Consider the following 18,363-nt stretch of genomic DNA (forward strand, 5'->3'; position numbering starts at 1 on the left):
AAACTTTGAGCGGGTCAGGAAAAACATACAATGGAGAGTTTGATCCTGGCTCAGGATGAACGCTAGCGGGAGGCCTAACACATGCAAGCCGAGCGGTATTTGTTCTTCGGAACAGAGAGAGCGGCGTACGGGTGCGGAACACGTGTGCAACCTGCCTTTATCAGGGGGATAGCCTTTCGAAAGGAAGATTAATACCCCATAATATTCCGGATGGCATCATTTGGAATTGAAAACTGAGGTGGATAAAGATGGGCACGCGCAAGATTAGATAGTTGGTAGGGTAACGGCCTACCAAGTCTACGATCTTTAGGGGGCCTGAGAGGGTGATCCCCCACACTGGTACTGAGACACGGACCAGACTCCTACGGGAGGCAGCAGTGAGGAATATTGGACAATGGGTTAGCGCCTGATCCAGCCATCCCGCGTGAAGGATGACGGCCCTATGGGTTGTAAACTTCTTTTGTATAGGGATAAACCTTTCCACGTGTGGAAAGCTGAAGGTACTATACGAATAAGCACCGGCTAACTCCGTGCCAGCAGCCGCGGTAATACGGAGGGTGCAAGCGTTATCCGGATTTATTGGGTTTAAAGGGTCCGTAGGCTGATGTGTAAGTCAGTGGTGAAATCTCACAGCTTAACTGTGAAACTGCCATTGATACTGCATGTCTTGAGTATATTTGAAGTAGCTGGAATAAGTAGTGTAGCGGTGAAATGCATAGATATTACTTAGAACACCAATTGCGAAGGCAGGTTACTAAACTATAACTGACGCTGATGGACGAAAGCGTGGGGAGCGAACAGGATTAGATACCCTGGTAGTCCACGCCGTAAACGATGCTAACTCGTTTTTGGGTTTTCGGACTCAGAGACTAAGCGAAAGTGATAAGTTAGCCACCTGGGGAGTACGGACGCAAGTCTGAAACTCAAAGGAATTGACGGGGGCCCGCACAAGCGGTGGATTATGTGGTTTAATTCGATGATACGCGAGGAACCTTACCAAGGCTTAAATGGGAAATGACAGGTTTAGAAATAGACTTTTCTTCGGACATTTTTCAAGGTGCTGCATGGTTGTCGTCAGCTCGTGCCGTGAGGTGTTAGGTTAAGTCCTGCAACGAGCGCAACCCCTGTCACTAGTTGCCATCATTAAGTTGGGGACTCTAGTGAGACTGCCTACGCAAGTAGAGAGGAAGGTGGGGATGACGTCAAATCATCACGGCCCTTACGCCTTGGGCCACACACGTAATACAATGGCCGGTACAGAGGGCAGCTACCAGGTGACTGGATGCGAATCTCGAAAGCCGGTCTCAGTTCGGATTGGAGTCTGCAACTCGACTCTATGAAGCTGGAATCGCTAGTAATCGCGCATCAGCCATGGCGCGGTGAATACGTTCCCGGGCCTTGTACACACCGCCCGTCAAGCCATGGAAGTCTGGGGTACCTGAAGTCGGTGACCGTAACAGGAGCTGCCTAGGGTAAAACAGGTAACTAGGGCTAAGTCGTAACAAGGTAGCCGTACCGGAAGGTGCGGCTGGAACATCTCATTTTAGAGCGTTGAAGAACGTTAAACAAAATTAAGTACAGTGATGTACATTGATTCTGCTTAAAGTTAAGCTTTAGTTTTTTATTTGGTTGATATAAATAAAAGATAAATGATAATTGATCACTGATAAAACATCAATCATCATCTATCAATTATAAAATAAAACCCACTAGAAATTAGTAAAAGGGAAGAGATTGAGAATGAAGCGAGGAAAAAAAGGATATTAAAATATTACTTATTACTCATCACCCATTACTCATAACAAAGTCTCGTAGCTCAGCTGGTTAGAGCGCTACACTGATAATGTAGAGGTCGGCAGTTCGAGCCTGCCCGAGACTACTAATTAAAGGGATTTAAATATTAAAAAATTGAAAGATTAAAACATTAGCGAGCGTTAATTATTTAATCATTAAATCTTTTAATCATTTAATCTTAACTAGAGGGGGAATTAGCTCAGCTGGCTAGAGCGCCTGCCTTGCACGCAGGAGGTCAAGGGTTCGACTCCCTTATTCTCCACGAATTGTACCACGTACGAAAGTATAGAGTACACTGTATGAGGGTATTTATGGAAAATGTATCAAAAAAGTACGAGAGCCGTACATTTTACATTGTACATAATACATTAATACAAGCATTAAAGATCATTGACATTAACGGTAAAGACATCACAAAGAGAAAACCGAGCGCATAAGAGCGCTTGAGTAACCAAAAATAGGAAAGAAATCGTTAAGGGCGTATGGCGGATGCCTAGGCTTTCAGAGGCGAAGAAGGACGCGGTAAGCTGCGAAAAGCTGCGGGGATCGGCACACACGACTTGATCCGCAGATGTCCGAATGGGGCAACCCGGCATATTGAAGATATGTCATCCCTTAGGGGAAGCAAACCCGGAGAACTGAAACATCTAAGTACCCGGAGGAAAAGAAATCGAAGAGATTCCGTAAGTAGCGGCGAGCGAAAGCGGATTAGCCCAAAAGTCTTAATATGTTTAAAAGAATGTTCTGGAAAGAACAGCCATAGCGGGTGATAGCCCCGTATTTGAAAGGCATATTTAGATGATAAATGAGTAGGGCGGGACACGTGAAATCCTGTCTGAATATGGGGGGACCATCCTCCAAGGCTAAATACTCCTGAAAGACCGATAGTGAACAAGTACTGTGAAGGAAAGGTGAAAAGCACTTCGAATAGAAGGGTGAAATAGAACCTGAAACCGTACGCCTACAAGCGGTCGGAGCCCACAAGTTGGGTGACGGCGTGCCTTTTGCATAATGAGCCTACGAGTTAATTTTACTAGCGAGGTTAAGGTATTAAGTACCGGAGCCGGAGCGAAAGCGAGTCTGAATAGGGCAGTTAGTTAGTAGGATTAGACGCGAAACCTTGTGATCTACCCATGGGCAGGTTGAAGCTCTGGTAACACAGAGTGGAGGACCGAACCGGTTGACGTTGAAAAGTCTTCGGATGACCTGTGGGTAGGGGTGAAAGGCCAATCAAACTGGGAGATAGCTCGTACTCTCCGAAATGCATTTAGGTGCAGCGTCGCAAATGAGTTTATTAGAGGTAGAGCTACTGATTGGATGCGGGGGTTTCACCACCTACCAATTCCTGACAAACTCCGAATGCTAATAAATGTTCTGCGGCAGTGAGGGCATGGGTGCTAAGGTCCATGTCCGAGAGGGAAAGAACCCAGACCAACAGCTAAGGTCCCCAAATATATGTTAAGTTGAAGCAACGCGGTTGGACTGCATTGACAGCTAGGATGTTGGCTTGGAAGCAGCCATTCATTTAAAGAGTGCGTAACAGCTCACTAGTCGAGCGGTCCGGCATGGATAATAATCGGGCATAAACATATTACCGAAGCTATGGATTTGTATTAATACATCTGGTAGGAGAGCATTCTGTTTGCGCTGAAGCAGTATCGTGAGGTATTGTGGAGCGGACAGAAAAGAAAATGTAGGCATAAGTAACGATAAAGGGGGCGAGAAACCCCCTCACCGAAAGACTAAGGTTTCCTCAGCCATGCTAATCAGCTGAGGGTTAGTCGGGACCTAACGCGAACCCGAAAGGGGTAGTGGATGGACAATGGGTTAATATTCCCATACTTGCTCACACTAAAAAGGGGACGGTTCGATGTAGCTACTGGAGACTGACGGAATAGTCAAGGCCTAGCCTTCGGGCGAAGCTGCTGTAGTGAACTCGGATCCAAGAAAAGCCGAAGTGAAGCAACCCGTACCAAAACCGACACAGGTGGTCGAGGAGAGAATCCTAAGGTGCTCGAGTGAGTCGTGGCTAAGGAACTAGGCAAAATAGTCTCGTAACTTCGGAAGAAGAGACGCCATCAGCAATGGTGGCCGCAGTGAAGAGGCCCAGGCGACTGTTTATCAAAAACACAGGACTCTGCTAAATCGAAAGATGCTGTATAGGGTCTGACACCTGCCCGGTGCTGGAAGGTTAAGGAAGGTGCTTAGGGTTAAACCGAAGGCATTAACTGAAGCCCCAGTAAACGGCGGCCGTAACTATAACGGTCCTAAGGTAGCGAAATTCCTTGTCGGGTAAGTTCCGACCTGCACGAATGGTGTAACGATCTGGGCACTGTCTCAGCCACGAGCTCGGTGAAATTGTAGTATCGGTGAAGATGCCGATTACCCGCAATGGGACGAAAAGACCCTGTGAACCTTTACTATAACTTCGTATTGACTTTGAGTAAGTAATGTGTAGGATAGGTGGGAGGCTTTGAAGCTGGCACGCTAGTGTTGGTGGAGCCAACGTTGAAATACCACCCTTTACTTACTTGGAGCCTAACTTCATATTGAAGGACATTGCGTGGTGGGTAGTTTGACTGGGGTGGTCGCCTCCAAAAGAGTAACGGAGGCTTTCAAAGGTACCCTCAGCACGCTTGGTAACCGTGCGTAGAGTGTAATGGCATAAGGGTGCTTGACTGTGAGACCAACAAGTCGATCAGGTGCGAAAGCAGGACATAGTGATCCGGTGGTTCCGTATGGAAGGGCCATCGCTCATAGGATAAAAGGTACTCCGGGGATAACAGGCTAGTCTCCCCCAAGAGCTCACATCGACGGGGAGGTTCGGCACCTCGATGTCGGCTCGTCACATCCTGGGGCTGGAGAAGGTCCCAAGGGTTGGGCTGTTCGCCCATTAAAGTGGCACGCGAGCTGGGTTCAGAACGTCGTGAGACAGTTCGGTCTCTATCTATTGCGGGCGTTAGATGTTTGAGAGGGCTTGATTCTAGTACGAGAGGACCGAATTGAACAAACCTCTGGTGTATCAGTTGTACCGCCAGGTGCACCGCTGAGTAGCTATGTTTGGAAGAGATAAGCACTGAAAGCATATAAGTGCGAAACTCGCCTCAAGATGAGACATCTTTTAAGGGTCGTTGTAGATGACGACGTTGATAGGCTACAGGTGTAAAGCTGGTAACAGCATAGCCGAGTAGTACTAATTACCCGTAGATTTATAGCCTATGGTTGCTATATAACAAGCCTTTTATGCGCAGTAAAGGTTTTGTCTTTGTGAAAGTTTTTATCGCTTAAAACTTGTACCCTGTAGGTTGTAGAAAGTATAATGTAAATACATTGTACATGATACATCCGACATTGTACAATATATACCTTCTTTAGGGTGGTTTTAGCGGTGGGGCTCACCTGTTCCCATTCCGAACACAGAAGTTAAGCCCACCAGCGCCGATGGTACTGCGACAAGCGGGAGAGTAGGCCGCCGCCAGTTTTTATTAAAACGTCTCATACAGTTTTGTGTGAGACGTTTTTTGTTTGGTACCTATCAGAGATCCACATCCCATTACCTTTGCAATAAGCAATAAGCAATAAGCAATAAGCAATAAGCAATAAGCAATAAGCAATAGGTAATAGGGTAATGAGTAATGAATACCCAGTATCCATACTCTGTTCAAATCAATTATCAATCATTATTGATCAATTATAAATTTAGATTCCACTTATTGTGAATACTACTTTGCTGTTATAGCTGGCTGCGGGAATCGTTACAGATACGCCACTTAATTGCAGCTGAACATTAATCCCTGTATACGAAGCAAGTGACAATACAGCTTGTACCCTAAACAATTCAATAGCTGTCTGGGTAACAGTTTGATAAGCGGTTCCTCCTGTTATCGTACACAGTGCACATAGCGTTGTACCGTTGCTGGTTCTTTTGGCTGATAATACCAGGGAATTATTCCAAGTAGGATTGGGCTCATAGTGGATGGACACCTTCCCGTTACCTAATAACAAAGGGACACTGACTCCGAGAATCACCTGGTTGGTAGCACTCTGATACGTCCCGGCATAGTTACTCCCTGCCTCAGTAATCGTAGGAATACTCGGGGTCCAGTTGGTGCCGGAAACTGTTACTGATTGTGCTTTACTGATTTGGCTAAGCAGAATAAACAAAACAATACATATATATTTTGCAGAGAATTTTTTATGGAAGGTAGTAAGGTTTGAACTTTTCATTTCTTTTAATTTATTCGGTAATGGTATACGTAATAACGACAGGAGTGTTTGTTCGTGATGAAAGATTGGCATAGGTATTTACCGCAAGGCTTACCGTAAGTCTGTGACCATTATTGGCTCCGGTTCCGGTAAAAGCACCTCCTATCCCTGTAATAATAGTTGCTGCGGTTGTGGATAGCGTAACCAACCCTGATGATGTCCCTAAGGTGCCTCCGCCAGCTCCTGAGGCAGCAGCAGCTTGTATTCTTATACTAACGCCGGGAATTACCTGATTAATGGAAGCGGTAACCCTCCTTGTCAGCCCGCCGGATGCTATAGCAGAAGTATAATTGATCCATTTCGTGGTGTTGGCAGCAGGAGCGGTCAAGGCCTGTCCTGCTTCAGTAGGAGCCGTAAAATTCAGTGTTAATGTTCCAGCAGGCTCCACATCCAGTAAAGTTACTACAGGCAGGGAGACCGAAACTAAAGTCTGTGACTGCAAAATTCCGGATACCATACAAAATATCAGACCTAATATATATTCTTTTAACTTCATGGCTTCTTTTTTACTTTGTTGTATCCTACCTTTATTGTTTCCTGCTGGTATTTAATTTCGCTCTGCTGTTTTATAATGTGAATCTCTATATTTTGTATTTCTGAAGGCTTAAGATTAAACTGAAATGAATCCACTGCTATTTTATATCGCTTGTCAAGACCATTCCTGTAAAGCTTGATTTTCCATTCTCCGGGACGTAAATAAGTAAAATCAAAAGAATCACCGATAAATGCTATTTTCCGGTACGTCTGTTCACCTTTTGTAGCTTCGATGATGATGCTCTGTTTTTTCTTTTTTTCTGTTTTAGGCTGGAACTGGGCAAAGCTGTATTGCTCTTTATCATTTTCCGAAAGCTGGATATTTCCTTTAATCGTTGCTGCAGTAGTTAATCCGAAATTGAACGTATTTTCTTCCCCGGCTAGATGGAGTGAAGCAGGTAAAGAAATATCAGTTATGTCATTAATCTCTGCTGTAGAACGGTCTATTTCAAGAAAGTAATCTCCCGGAACAACATTTTTGAACAAGTAGTTCCCGTTATTGTCGGTAATGGATAAATAACTTCCCAGCATCAGTTTAATACCTCCCGTCTTCCTTACACCGAGATTGCTGATATTTCCGGATAAGGAAGTATATTCAGCAGTTTTCTGAACAGGCACATTAAGGCGTAAAGTATACCGCAGTGAAAATATAAAATCTTTATTACCCAGCTGGCCGCGCTGCAAAGAATATCTTCCTGAAAGATCAAGCTCACTGCCGGGAAATAGCTGCTGATGAAATAAAATTTCAAATAGATTCCGGTCCCTGAAATATTCTTCCGGCATATAATTATTCTGATAAAAAAGGCTCAGACTGGTTTTGTCGGAAAACCGGCTTAAAATCCTTGCTCCATAATAAACCTGCTTGTCATTCTGCATCTGATAACGTGATGTGATGGAATAACTCGCATAAATATTGAAAGAGGTTTTAAACTTTTCAAACGCAATATTCGTGGTATAAAAACTGGAATTTCCACTGAATCCGCTCAGATAATTATCCGTTTTTCCAAACTGTCCCTGTAGATTTACCTGGAACATCCCTATCTGCTGATCAATGCTTACTTTAAAATAGCGTTCATTATAATCAAACTGTTTCGGTTCCAGACGGTCCTGGTATTTTTGGAATCCATGATAGAGCGTTATAAAACCAGTAGGAATATATCTGTATTGAAGCCCATACTGGAGAAAATCCCTGTATGGAGCTGCATAAAATAAAGTATCCCGTTGAAAATTTTTAGCATCACGGATATAATTTCCAAATGCATTGATCTTTTTTGAAATTTTATATTGAATATATCCTGTAAACGTACTGGTATTGGTAAAATAGCCAGCAAATTCCGGACTGGCCCTCATATACATAATATTTCCGTTAAGCCGTTCAAAAGATACCTGTGCCTGCCCCATATAGGCTGTCCCTTCCATCTGCTCGGTTTTACTGTAGGCAGCTTCCCCGGAAACTGTGATGTTTTTTGAGATCCTGAACTTTCCGGCAGTGTACGGAAGATGAGCTTCAGAATCCAGTCTTAGATTTCCAAAATTCATTTCTTCCTTCCTTGGAATTTTATACAGGTATCCGGCGGTAATCTCCGATTCTTTCCTAATTTTAAAGGTGGAATACACATTGAATTCATCCTTTATATCCCTGAAAAACCGTGGATGATTATAAAAACCTCCCAGGCTGAATCTTTTAAAATCATACCGGACTTCTGCACCACGGCCGTATCTTGCAAATTCAGTTAAATAAGAAGCAGAATAGGTTTTGTCTCCCAGATGTACAAAGAAATTATCCCTTTTATAATTGATAAAATATTCTTCGTATTGAGTAAAGGAATTGAACTCAACGGGGTTCGCCGTTACTGCATGAAATTCGATCTGGTTTTTATTGTCTTTGTCCAAAGTTCCCTTACCATAAATTTCACCCTGAAATCCATCATCATAAATACCCATATTCTTCATTCCAATAAAAGAAAGGGAAGCAGCAATAGGTAACCTATGGTATATGTCATCTTCTGCAGGTCTTACTGATATAACTTTAGTGCTAATGTAAGCGGTTTGGTTTTCTTTTGGATTATCCTTTGAATACACTGAAAGGCTGAGATTCTGAAATTCGTTCTGTCCAAGCTCAGCATTGGTAATTTTATAAATGTTGATCACTTTGGATTCATTGGGAGCTAATGTGATAGAGGCATCATGATCTACTATGGCATTCTTGCTTTCCAGAATCAGTTTTTCAGTGACATTCCCATTGTTTTTTAAAAGAAAGGAAGCGTGAATTGTTTCTCCAGCCCTTATAAACTCAGGTGAGTTTAATGAGGCGAGGGTAAGCTTCCTGTTTCCGGAAATATGAATCCAGGATGTTTTTGTAAAAGAGGTTCCGTCATTACGGTCTGTCCCGTTAAGAATAACAGAATAAGTACCCTGGGCCGCTTCAGCTGCAATGCGGATGGGGACCAGATAAACGGTTTTCTCATTCGCTTCAATTTTAAATTCCGCCTTTGCCAGAATGGGAGCGATGACGGGACTTGAAGTAGTAACCGTGAGATCATATGTTTTGTTTTCTGCTGCGGTGTTTTCCAATGCGAAAGAAATAGATGTGGACATGCCCGGCATTAAACTATCTTTTTTACTGGCCAACTGATTTGGCTGACGTTGAGAAAAAATAAGTGCCGGGAAAAGGGTGAACAGGACGATATATAAAATCCAGTTTTTAATCATTCTTTACTTCTAGCTCCACATTGAGTGCAAAGGCGTTTTCTTCTTCATCGGTAGCAATGAGCACCGCTTTGTACAGATCCGCCGGAACTTTGCTGATATCAATATGAAATGATTTGGAGGTCTGCGGCAGCAGCCCCATGGCAATACTTGTGTAGTTTCCGAGCCGCTCCCCGGTTTTCCGGTTATAGATTTCAAGAGATACCGTTGGTTTACAGTACAGATTACCGTTATTAGCTACTGCAATTTTTGCGGTCTGTTTTCCTTCTTCTTTCTCTATTTTTACACTTTCGAATTTAAGGTCAGGTTTTGCTTTTTCGGTGTCATAATCGGTGATCACCTGAATAGCGTAGCGGATTACCGAGGTGATGTTTACCCCTGCCTGATCATTGCTTGGTTTTATATCCTCTACAGGTTCCACAATGATTACGCTCCAGTAACTTCCGGGACCGGCAGGCTGGTCGGGAACAGTAATTTCGTAAAAAACCTCAGTTTTTTCTTTTCCTTTTAAAGTAATGAGGTTCGTATTAAGCTTGATCCATCCACTATTGGTTCTGGTATTGGTACGAATGGAAGAATAATGAATGGAGCCATCCGCCTCATAAGTAAAATCCTGCAAAAACAGTTTTACACTCTGGGATTTGCTGCCTGTATTTTCTATCGCAATTTTTCCTTTATACACTTTTCCGTTTTCCACTTTATAAGTATGGGTAAGGCCGTTAAGAACAACAATACCAGCTTGTAGAAAGCAAAACTGCAGCATTAAAAACATCAATAAGAAGATGCGCTTTATCATGATCATGTAAAGTTTAGAGTTAAATAATAAGCAATAGTAAACCAGGAAGAAACTGACAGGCAAATTCTTCTTGTTTTTACTTTAAAAGTGAGAATCCGGGTTAGTTATCGGAAATCGTATAGGTAACTGTAGCTACAGTAGTGGCCGTTGCCTGCAGATCAGCATACGCAGCAACTCCTCCAGGGCCGCTTCCGGCTGCAAGAGCATACGTAAGATTGTGTCCGTTATTCGCTCCGTTTCCTGTATAGGCACTTCCTATCCCTGAAATGATGGTTTGGTCTGCTGCACTTAATATAAGCTGGGCTGCCGGTGTTCCCAATGTTCCCGCACCACTTCCTGTTGCAGCAGCAGCTGTCACCTGAATGTCAATCCCCGGGATCAGTGCATTCACTTTTACAGATACGTTACGGGTAGGATCTGCTACTGATTTTATAGATGAATAATTCAGCCACAATGTATTGTTTGAGGGCGCCGCCGTAACCGGGTTACCAGCTTCAGTAGGCGCGCTGAATCCTAAAGTAATGTTTTTGGTTGCTGCAGGCTCAATGTCTACCAGTGCAACTTCAGGAACTGAAATGGTAATGGTGTGGTTGTCCGTATTGGTGTCTTGTGCTTTCAGGCCGCCGGAAAATGCAGCACCGATCAGGCATACTGCAAGGCTTAAGTTTGATTTTTTCATGATGTTGGTAAATTAGTTAAGTGAATTTAATAAAAATCAATAAATTATAAAAATAAAATCCTATATTTTAAATATCAATATTAATTTAATCACGGTATTTTATTATGCGTGAAATATTTATATGCAAATTATATAAAAGACCAGTGTAAAGCTATGACTACAGTCATAAGAAAAGCCTTGCCCAAATTTGGGCAAGGCTTTCAGCTTTAGTAATCTTCCATACTACATCCAGTGCGGATCCGAAATAGAAACTTTTCCGGTTTCCACTCTTCCTGCAAAATGCCAGAGCTGGTCGTTGAATGTTATTTTTACATCGTACCAGCCTTTATTTTTATTGAGATCAAGCCGTATTTTTTCTTCAGGATGCTGCAGGGAAATTGTCTTTTTGCTCTTCTCATACAGATCTTCGAGAATGACTGATGCACTTCCTTTTGTTTTGAAAAAAAGTTCAGCTTCGTTTTTCGTACCATTACTGATGAACTGTACTTCTATTTCAGGGTGACTATTTCCACTGAATTTACGGAAGAAACCATTAGGTCCGAAAACTTCCTGATCATATTTTCCAGGATTAACGGGATGAGACAGCTCCTGTTTTGCATACAGGGCATAGGAAAAATAATAATCTTTACTGTTAAATTGGGTTCTGTCATAAATCAACAAAGGAACTCCCGTGTCTTTCAAATTGGTCATTCTGATCTTTCCGTTCCCGAAATTGACATGAAAATGATAGGGAAGTGCATGGGAAGGTTTGGTCCCTCTTTCCTGAAGGTCAAGTAATTGGTCACTGATTTCATCTTCACTGTGCCATTTCAGATCAGGCACAGGCTTGGTTTTGGCTGCATTGATGGTTTTTGCGTAATCTTTCTGATCAAGATAATCCATTTTGGGAGCTTTTGTGTCAGAAGAATTAAAAGCGGAAGTAAGATCTCCGCAGACCGCTCTCCTCCAGTCGCTGATATTATTAACCTTAACATCTTTACTGAATTTTTTATGGATGAATTTCTCCAGAAACTGCAGCACAGAAGTATGATCCGAAACTTCAGAATTAACGAAACCTCCCTTCGTCCACGGAGAAGCAATAATCATAGGGACCCGGTAACCTAAACCGACTGTTCCCTCTATCCTTTCATGATCTTTCAAGGGAAGAACAGACATATATTCCTGGGATTTATCCACATATTCTACCCCTTCTTTGCCATTCATATCGATCGGCTGACTTGGGTTCATCGGTGGTGCAAAAGGAAGAACATGATCAAAATACCCATCGTTCTCATCATAATTGATAATGAAAATTGTTTTTTTCCACGTTTCAGGATCTTTAGTCAGGATATTGAGCACCTCCGAAATATACCAGGCACCATACCATGGCGATCCGGGATGATCAGAAAAATGCTCAGGGGCAACCAGCCATGAAACCAGCGGAAGCTTCTTATCCTCCACATCTTTCCGGAACTGGAACAGAACGTCTCCTTTGGGAACCACCAGTCTTTCTCCGTTTTCATCATTCCCGATCTCCAGATTCCAGTAATCAGGATCGTTGATATTGGTAGTAAATGCCTTTTCGTGAAGGTTTTTCTCCAGCTGTGAAAGCTTAGCATAATTTTCAGGAGTATATTGGGTTTTATCTTCTTCAAGCTCTGCAATCAGGGTTTCAAATCTTTTCTTCTGCTCCGGTTTTTTACCCATCTCTTCTTTCAGATAAGCAATAATCTTGGGAATATTCTGATAATAGCCTTTTGAAAATTTCACATTGAATTTTGAGAACCATTCAATAGGATTATCGGTGAAATTACTCAGCCAGGCTTCCTGTTCACCGGACATTCCTTTGGGTAGACTGATCTCATTCTGATAAATTTTCCAGGAGAGATTCTGTTCTTCTAAAATTTCAGGAAAGCTTTTCCAGTGGGCCTGCTTAGCCTTGTCATAATCTATATTTTCATTGTAAACATTAGCCTTTACCTTGCCATTTTGCTGTTCCCTGAGTGTTCCGGACCAGTGAAATAGACGGTTGGGTGTAGTTCCTGTCAGGGATGAACAGAAATACTGGTCAAATATCGTAAATGCATCCGCCAGCTGGTAGTAAAAAGGAAGGTCTTCACGGTTGTAATAACCCAGCGTAAGCGGAATATTTTTATAATCTTTGTTTCCGGACGCTTTAAACTGAAGCCACCGGTCGTATTTTCCTTTGTTTAAAGCTTTCTGCTGGTCGCTCCATGAGTGAGGCAGAGAACTCATCCACGTAGATTTTGTATTTCTAAGATCTAATCTTGCCGGGGAAGCATATTTTCCCGAATCATCTTTTTGAAAAAAAACGGAATGGCCGTCCTGTTTTACAAATGCTCTTTTGTCCAGAAATCCCCTCACGCCTTTTAAAGCTCCAAAGGCATGATCAAATGATCGGTTTTCCTGCATCAGAATCACTACATGTTCTGCATCATAAAAAGTGGACAGTGCGGCAGGCTCAATAGCCAGTGCTTTTAAAATAGCAGGATGAAGAACACTTGAAGTTCCCAATCCGGCCAGCAAAAGGCTTGATTTTTCTAAAAATTCTCTTCTGTTCATGTTCAATCTAAATTAGAAATAAACCGCAAGTTAACTGGATTTTCCTGCGGTTTATAAGTTTTTATAAAAATTTTGAGTTCCTTACTGAAGCCACCACGGCTTGGAGCGGATATTGTCGTTTCCTCCGTACTGAGCGACCAGAGCAGCTTTCAGGTTGTTGCTGTTGTAGTTGTACTCAGCCTGTGGATATCTGAATCTGAACGGAGCTGTAACACCAGCCTGCAGAGGATAGTTTGGATATCCTGTTCTCAGGTAATCATAATATGAAGTCCATTGTCCCTGGTGGAACATCGTCATATATTTCTGGGTCATAATTTTTTCCAGACGGGTTTCAAGCGGAGCAGCATCATTGAAAACCACAAGCGGGGTTGCCAGATACTGATTGACATCAAATCCTGAGAAATACTGTCCCGGATTTTTTACGTAGGTCTGATAAAAACTGAAGCTTGCTTTAATGGCATTGTCGTAATGGGTTTTTGCCGATCCGGAAATCCATCCTCTGGCAGCTCCTTCAGCAAGAATAAATTCAAGTTCGGAATAGCTCAGAACGGATGAAGGCTCATTCGTAGCATCTTTATAGAAGCGGTCATTTACTTTGGAGATATTTTTGGCAGTGATCAGGGCTGCATTATCAGAATAGGGAGAAGTTGGATTTCCACCATTATATCCTGTATAGTCTGTAAGGGGTTTTCCTGCTTCTTTTGCGCCTGTGGTCTGGGCTGCGAAAGTGAACAAGCGGGGATCCTGTCTGGCTTTAAACAGATTGATGAAATAATCTGCCATATATAAACTGGACCCGTAACCGCTGCTGTTGAACATTGTGTATCGGCTATCTGCTGCATCAGCAAATTTAAGTTCCCCATTGTCTGTAATAGAAGTCATTAACGGCTGGTTTGCTGCAACAGATGAAAATTCAGAAGCAACATTATAGCTTCCCAGGGTTGTTTTTTTAGACATGGTGATCAGAATCTTCAGACGGAAGGAATTGATCAGTTTTTTCCATTTTGTAGCATCGCCGTTGTAGATAATATCGCCTTCAATTTTATCGTTGGTATTGATAAGATCATTGGCTTCTTTCAGTTCGGATAAAATTCCGGCCATTACGGTTTCCTGGCTGTCGTATTTCGGTTGTGTAATTCCGGCTTCACCTTTTGCGGCTTCTGTGTAAGGGATGCTTCCGAATTTTAAACTTAAATTAAAGAAGTAATAAGCCCTGTAGAATTTACCGATGGCAGCATAATTTTTATTGCTGATCTTTTCAGCTTCCTGCATCATTTTTACGGTGTTCAGAATCCCTGTGGTGTATACATCGAAAGAGGCATCGTTCCATTTCATGTACTGGTAGGTATTTTCACCATCCGTCCCGATCATCATTCTTGAAGCATACATATTGTCTCCATTGACCTGGAAAGCATTTTTTGAAACGTAGGTCAGCAGAACTTTAGGATCTACAGAAGCTTTGTCATTCGGGTTTTCATTGATCTTATCCAGATCGGTTTCACATGAGGCAAGCATCAGTATTCCTGCCAAAGCAGCAGTTTTTATACTGAATCTTCTTAGCCATTTTGCCTTTTTACCATTTTGCAGTTTCGCCGCAGTATTTATATTTTTCATTGTTCAGATACTTATTCATTAAAATTTAAGGTTAAATCCGATTCCGATCCATCTGCTGGAAGGATCCTGGATATCATTGTCATCTCTTTTCTTAAGCTGGTAATCCGGGTCAGAGTATAGGTTTTTGGATTTTTTCCACATCGCCAGGTTGTATGCTGAAATATTAGCCGTGAAATTCTTGATCATTCCTTTTGGATTAAGGAGATAAGAGAAGTCATATTCCAGGACTACGGATCTCAGTTTGATGAACGTACGGTCGAAAACATTCGCAAACAATTTGCTTTCGTCTTCCGTTACCCTTGCCTGGTAAGGATAATTCTGTGCCCAGTCCTGGAAGCTGATCGGTTTTGTATGCTGAGTATATGTTCCTGTAGCGGCATCATAATTTACACCATCCGGTACAAAATAATAGGTTCCCGGATTGGCGTATTCAAGATCCCTGTAGGCTGTTGAATTCGGGTGTTTTCCTCCCCACCACATTTTTTCTACCACCTGAGATCTCATTACACCTCCGATACTTCCATCAATTCCGATGTTCAGGGTTAGCTTTTTATATTTAAAAGTGTTGTTGAAACCAAAGGTCCAGTCAGGGTTAAAATGTCCCAGGTTGCTTGGAGCATCTGCCCTTGTAGGCATTCCGGTTTTGGCATCCAGGATGACTTTTCCGTCCGGCGATTTTTTCCAGGTATAATCATAGAAGCTGTCCATTCTTTCCCCGAGCTTGATATTGTTGTAATTGGGCATATCTTCATAAATCGAAGTCAGCTTCTGTTCGTAGGTACTCCAGTTGATTAAAGATCTCCATGTAAAATCAGCAGTTTTCACGGGAACAAGCCCTAAAGAGATTTCCAGACCTCTAGTAGTGTATTCATTACCGTTTACATACTGTGAGATGAAAGCAGATGACGGAGCAGCAGGGAATTGTAGGATATTATTATAATCCAGCGTTCTGAAATACGTCACATCCAGAGTCACCCTGTTTTTGAACAATCCGGCACTTAATCCCAATTCATAGGATTTGGTCTGTTCCGGTTTTAAGGAATTCTCGACATTCAGTGTGGTAGGATAATAGAACATTGGATTCCCGTTAAAAGTAGCTCCCTGGCTGTTCAGATAATAGTTTCTGATGGAATACGGCTGGAAATCGTACGCCACCTTTGCCCAAGATGCGGATAGCTTTAGGAGGTTAACGGCTTCCGGCATTTTAACAAGATTTGAAATAACGGCACTTACTGAAGCGGAAGGGTAGAAGTAAGACCTGTTCGCTTTCGGAAGGGTGGAAGACCAGTCATTACGCCCTGAAACGTTGATGAAGAAAGCATTGTACAATCCGATATCAATCGTGGAATAAGCACTGTAGATCAGTTTTTCCTTAAGATAGTCGAAGTATTTTACCGCTCCTGTAGAATTTTCCAGTGTGTAGAGCTCAGGGATCTTCAGACCGTCTGTAGAAGCGTTGTCGATATCGTTTTTATAATAAAATGTAGAGCCTCCGGCATTGATCGTAAAATCAAAATTATCAGAGATTTTTTTCTTGTAGGTGGCAAGGATATCGGAGTTCATGTTCCAGGTTTTGGAATCATTCAAAAGATAACCGCCACTTCTCGGAGCACTGTAGTTAAAATAAGAATAAGGACTTAATATTTCCTGCTTGTTGTGATTTTCTACGATGGAAATCTTTCCTTTTACGGAGAAATCTTCAGTCGCTTTATACTCAAGACCGGTTTGGGCATTGATGACGTTGGTCCTGTTTTTATTCTTGTAATATTCAGCCCCGAACCATGGGTTATTGTACCATGCGTAATTCCAGTTGGCCTGCGCTCTTCCTTCCTGCCCCGGGATCCACATATGGTTTTTAAGGTCTCTTCCGTCTACATCAGCACCCATCCAGATCAGGATGGTATACATATGTCCGCTGGGGTTGTAATCGTAATTGGGAATATTAGGCGTAAATGTTTGATTGAAATTAAACTTGGTATCAAAGGTTAATTTTTCGCCCAGATGATTTTCAGAAGAGAAATTCACTCCGTAGCGCTGCAGGTAAGAGCCGGGAATCCTGTCGTCGTAATTCATGAAATTTCCGGAAAGTCTGTAGATATCTTTATTGTTTTTATAGCTTACAGCAAAACTGTTGTTGTTAATTACCGCAGGTTTCAGGAAAATATCCAGGTTATCATGATATTCCCAGGCGATCGGAACTCTTTCGTATCTTGATTTATCATTGTACTGAGTTCCTGTTACAGCTCCGTACCACGGAATCACCTGTCCGGTCATCTTATCCCTGATCGGGCTGTTCCACTGGGCAATTTTCAGTCCCGGAACAAATTTCGGTCCCCAGATCATATCTCCGTCATTCACACCACCATCGGCACCATCCCAGAATTCGTACTTACCGTGCGAGCCGTTTCCATATTCGTTCTGGGTTTTCGGAAGATTGGTAAATCCGGCGGTTATCATTGTATTTTGAGAAAACTCTACGGAAAAACCTTTCTTTTTTGCGCTTTTAGTGGTGATCAAAACCGCACCGTATCTTCCTCTGGAACCATAAAGGGCAGAGGCTGTCGCACCTTTCAGAACGTTAATGTTTTCGATATTATTCGGATCCAGATTCTGGAACACTTCTTTTTCAACAATCACACCGTCTATCACAAAGACAAGATTGGAATTTCCTCTCAGCGTAAACTGTGGGGCCTGCTGCATACCAGTAGGATTCGAAACATTCAGGCCGGCAACCTGTCCGGAGAATAAATTTCCGATACTGGGAGTAGTGATGGTTTCAAACTGCTTAGTGCCCACTTCCTGGGTGGCATACCCGATCTTTTCTTTCTTTTTGGCGATACCCAGAGCGGTGATTACTACTCCTTCAATCTGCTTCTCAGTCGCTTTTTTTAAGACAATAGCATATTGTCTTTGGGAAGATACTTCCACCGTATACATGGAGAAATCAGGAGCATAAAACTCAAGTAGGTCTTTAGGATTAGCGGAGATGGTAAAATTACCGTTTTCGTCTGTCACCGCAGTCTTTCCGGTATTCTTGTCGGTGATACTTACGCCGGACATGCTGGAGCCGCTCTCGGATTTTACATTTCCGGAAATGTTTATTTCCTGTGCAGTCAGATAAAGGGGGAGTAAAAAAACAGCAAAAGTAGCTAAGGTCTTCTTCATTTTTTTGAGGACAAATTTAGCGGTGCACTGTTACCTGAGTTTTAATGTGGTATTAAAATAAAAATACTTTTTAATATTTTTTAAGAATAATATTTAACATAATAATAAAGTCAGAACCTCTTTCATATCCGAAGATTTGTTTTTATTAGAATGTTGGTTTCCGCCTTAATAGTTCCGTGGAAAACCGGAAATATTTTATTCTGTTTTTTCCCGTAAAGACTAAATAGGTAACTTTTGATTTTAA

8 protein-coding genes, 2 tRNA genes and 3 rRNA genes are annotated in these 18,363 nt (G+C 42.3%); 5 read left to right on the forward strand and 8 right to left on the reverse strand.

The genetic code is table 11. The features are described 5' to 3' along the window. Positions 1-27 precede the first annotated feature (27 nt). The 5 genes from B7E04_RS00005 to rrf all read left to right on the forward strand — a co-directional run bounded on the left by B7E04_RS00005 (position 28) and on the right by rrf (position 5,275). Positions 28-1,544, forward strand: a 16S ribosomal RNA gene (locus B7E04_RS00005). Between the two features lie 261 nt (positions 1,545-1,805). Continuing rightward, a tRNA-Ile gene (locus B7E04_RS00010) sits at positions 1,806-1,879 on the forward strand. A gap of 103 nt (positions 1,880-1,982) precedes the next feature. Continuing rightward, positions 1,983-2,056, forward strand: a tRNA-Ala gene (locus B7E04_RS00015). A gap of 200 nt (positions 2,057-2,256) precedes the next feature. Next, positions 2,257-5,011: ribosomal RNA gene (locus B7E04_RS00020) — 23S ribosomal RNA — on the forward strand. Positions 5,012-5,166: 155 nt separating this feature from the next. Continuing rightward, positions 5,167-5,275 (forward strand): 5S ribosomal RNA (rrf, locus tag B7E04_RS00025). The 16S, 23S and 5S rRNA genes sit together here with 2 tRNA genes alongside, the layout of an rRNA operon. Positions 5,276-5,493: 218 nt before the next feature. Here the strand turns inward: rrf and B7E04_RS00030 are convergent. The 8 genes from B7E04_RS00030 to B7E04_RS00065 form a co-directional block, all read right to left on the reverse strand. Then, positions 5,494-6,021 (reverse strand): hypothetical protein, encoded by a 528-nt coding sequence (locus tag B7E04_RS00030; protein WP_185117058.1) that lies wholly within the window; start codon positions 6,019-6,021, stop codon positions 5,494-5,496. A gap of 10 nt (positions 6,022-6,031) precedes the next feature. Continuing rightward, positions 6,032-6,556, reverse strand: coding sequence for a hypothetical protein (locus tag B7E04_RS00035; protein ID WP_165439384.1), 525 nt, complete (start codon positions 6,554-6,556; stop codon positions 6,032-6,034). Beyond that, positions 6,553-9,306: a COG1470 family protein gene (locus tag B7E04_RS00040; protein WP_080776583.1), complete on the reverse strand. Its 2,754-nt coding sequence runs from the start codon at positions 9,304-9,306 to the stop codon at positions 6,553-6,555. Before B7E04_RS00040 ends, B7E04_RS00035 begins: the two co-directional genes overlap by 4 nt. Beyond that, complete coding sequence (locus B7E04_RS00045; protein WP_080776897.1) at positions 9,299-10,099, reverse strand: WxL protein host-binding domain-containing protein; 801 nt, start codon at positions 10,097-10,099, stop codon at positions 9,299-9,301. The genes B7E04_RS00040 and B7E04_RS00045 overlap by 8 nt, the downstream gene beginning before the upstream one ends. Before the next feature lie 100 nt (positions 10,100-10,199). Continuing rightward, complete coding sequence (locus B7E04_RS00050) at positions 10,200-10,778, reverse strand: hypothetical protein (protein WP_080776584.1); 579 nt, start codon at positions 10,776-10,778, stop codon at positions 10,200-10,202. A 222-nt stretch (positions 10,779-11,000) separates the two neighbouring features. Continuing rightward, complete coding sequence (locus B7E04_RS00055) at positions 11,001-13,340, reverse strand: phosphocholine-specific phospholipase C (protein ID WP_080776585.1); 2,340 nt, start codon at positions 13,338-13,340, stop codon at positions 11,001-11,003. 81 nt (positions 13,341-13,421) lie between these two features. Then, on the reverse strand, positions 13,422-14,954 hold the full coding sequence (locus B7E04_RS00060) for a SusD/RagB family nutrient-binding outer membrane lipoprotein (RefSeq protein WP_080776586.1): 1,533 nt from the start codon (positions 14,952-14,954) through the stop codon (positions 13,422-13,424). Between the two features lie 18 nt (positions 14,955-14,972). Continuing rightward, positions 14,973-18,119, reverse strand: a complete 3,147-nt coding sequence (locus B7E04_RS00065) for a SusC/RagA family TonB-linked outer membrane protein (protein ID WP_080776587.1) — start codon at positions 18,117-18,119, stop codon at positions 14,973-14,975. Between the last annotated feature and the right edge of the window lie 244 nt (positions 18,120-18,363).

Origin of the sequence: Chryseobacterium phocaeense (genome assembly GCF_900169075.1) — a bacterium.
Lineage (GTDB): Bacteria > Bacteroidota > Bacteroidia > Flavobacteriales > Weeksellaceae > Chryseobacterium > Chryseobacterium phocaeense.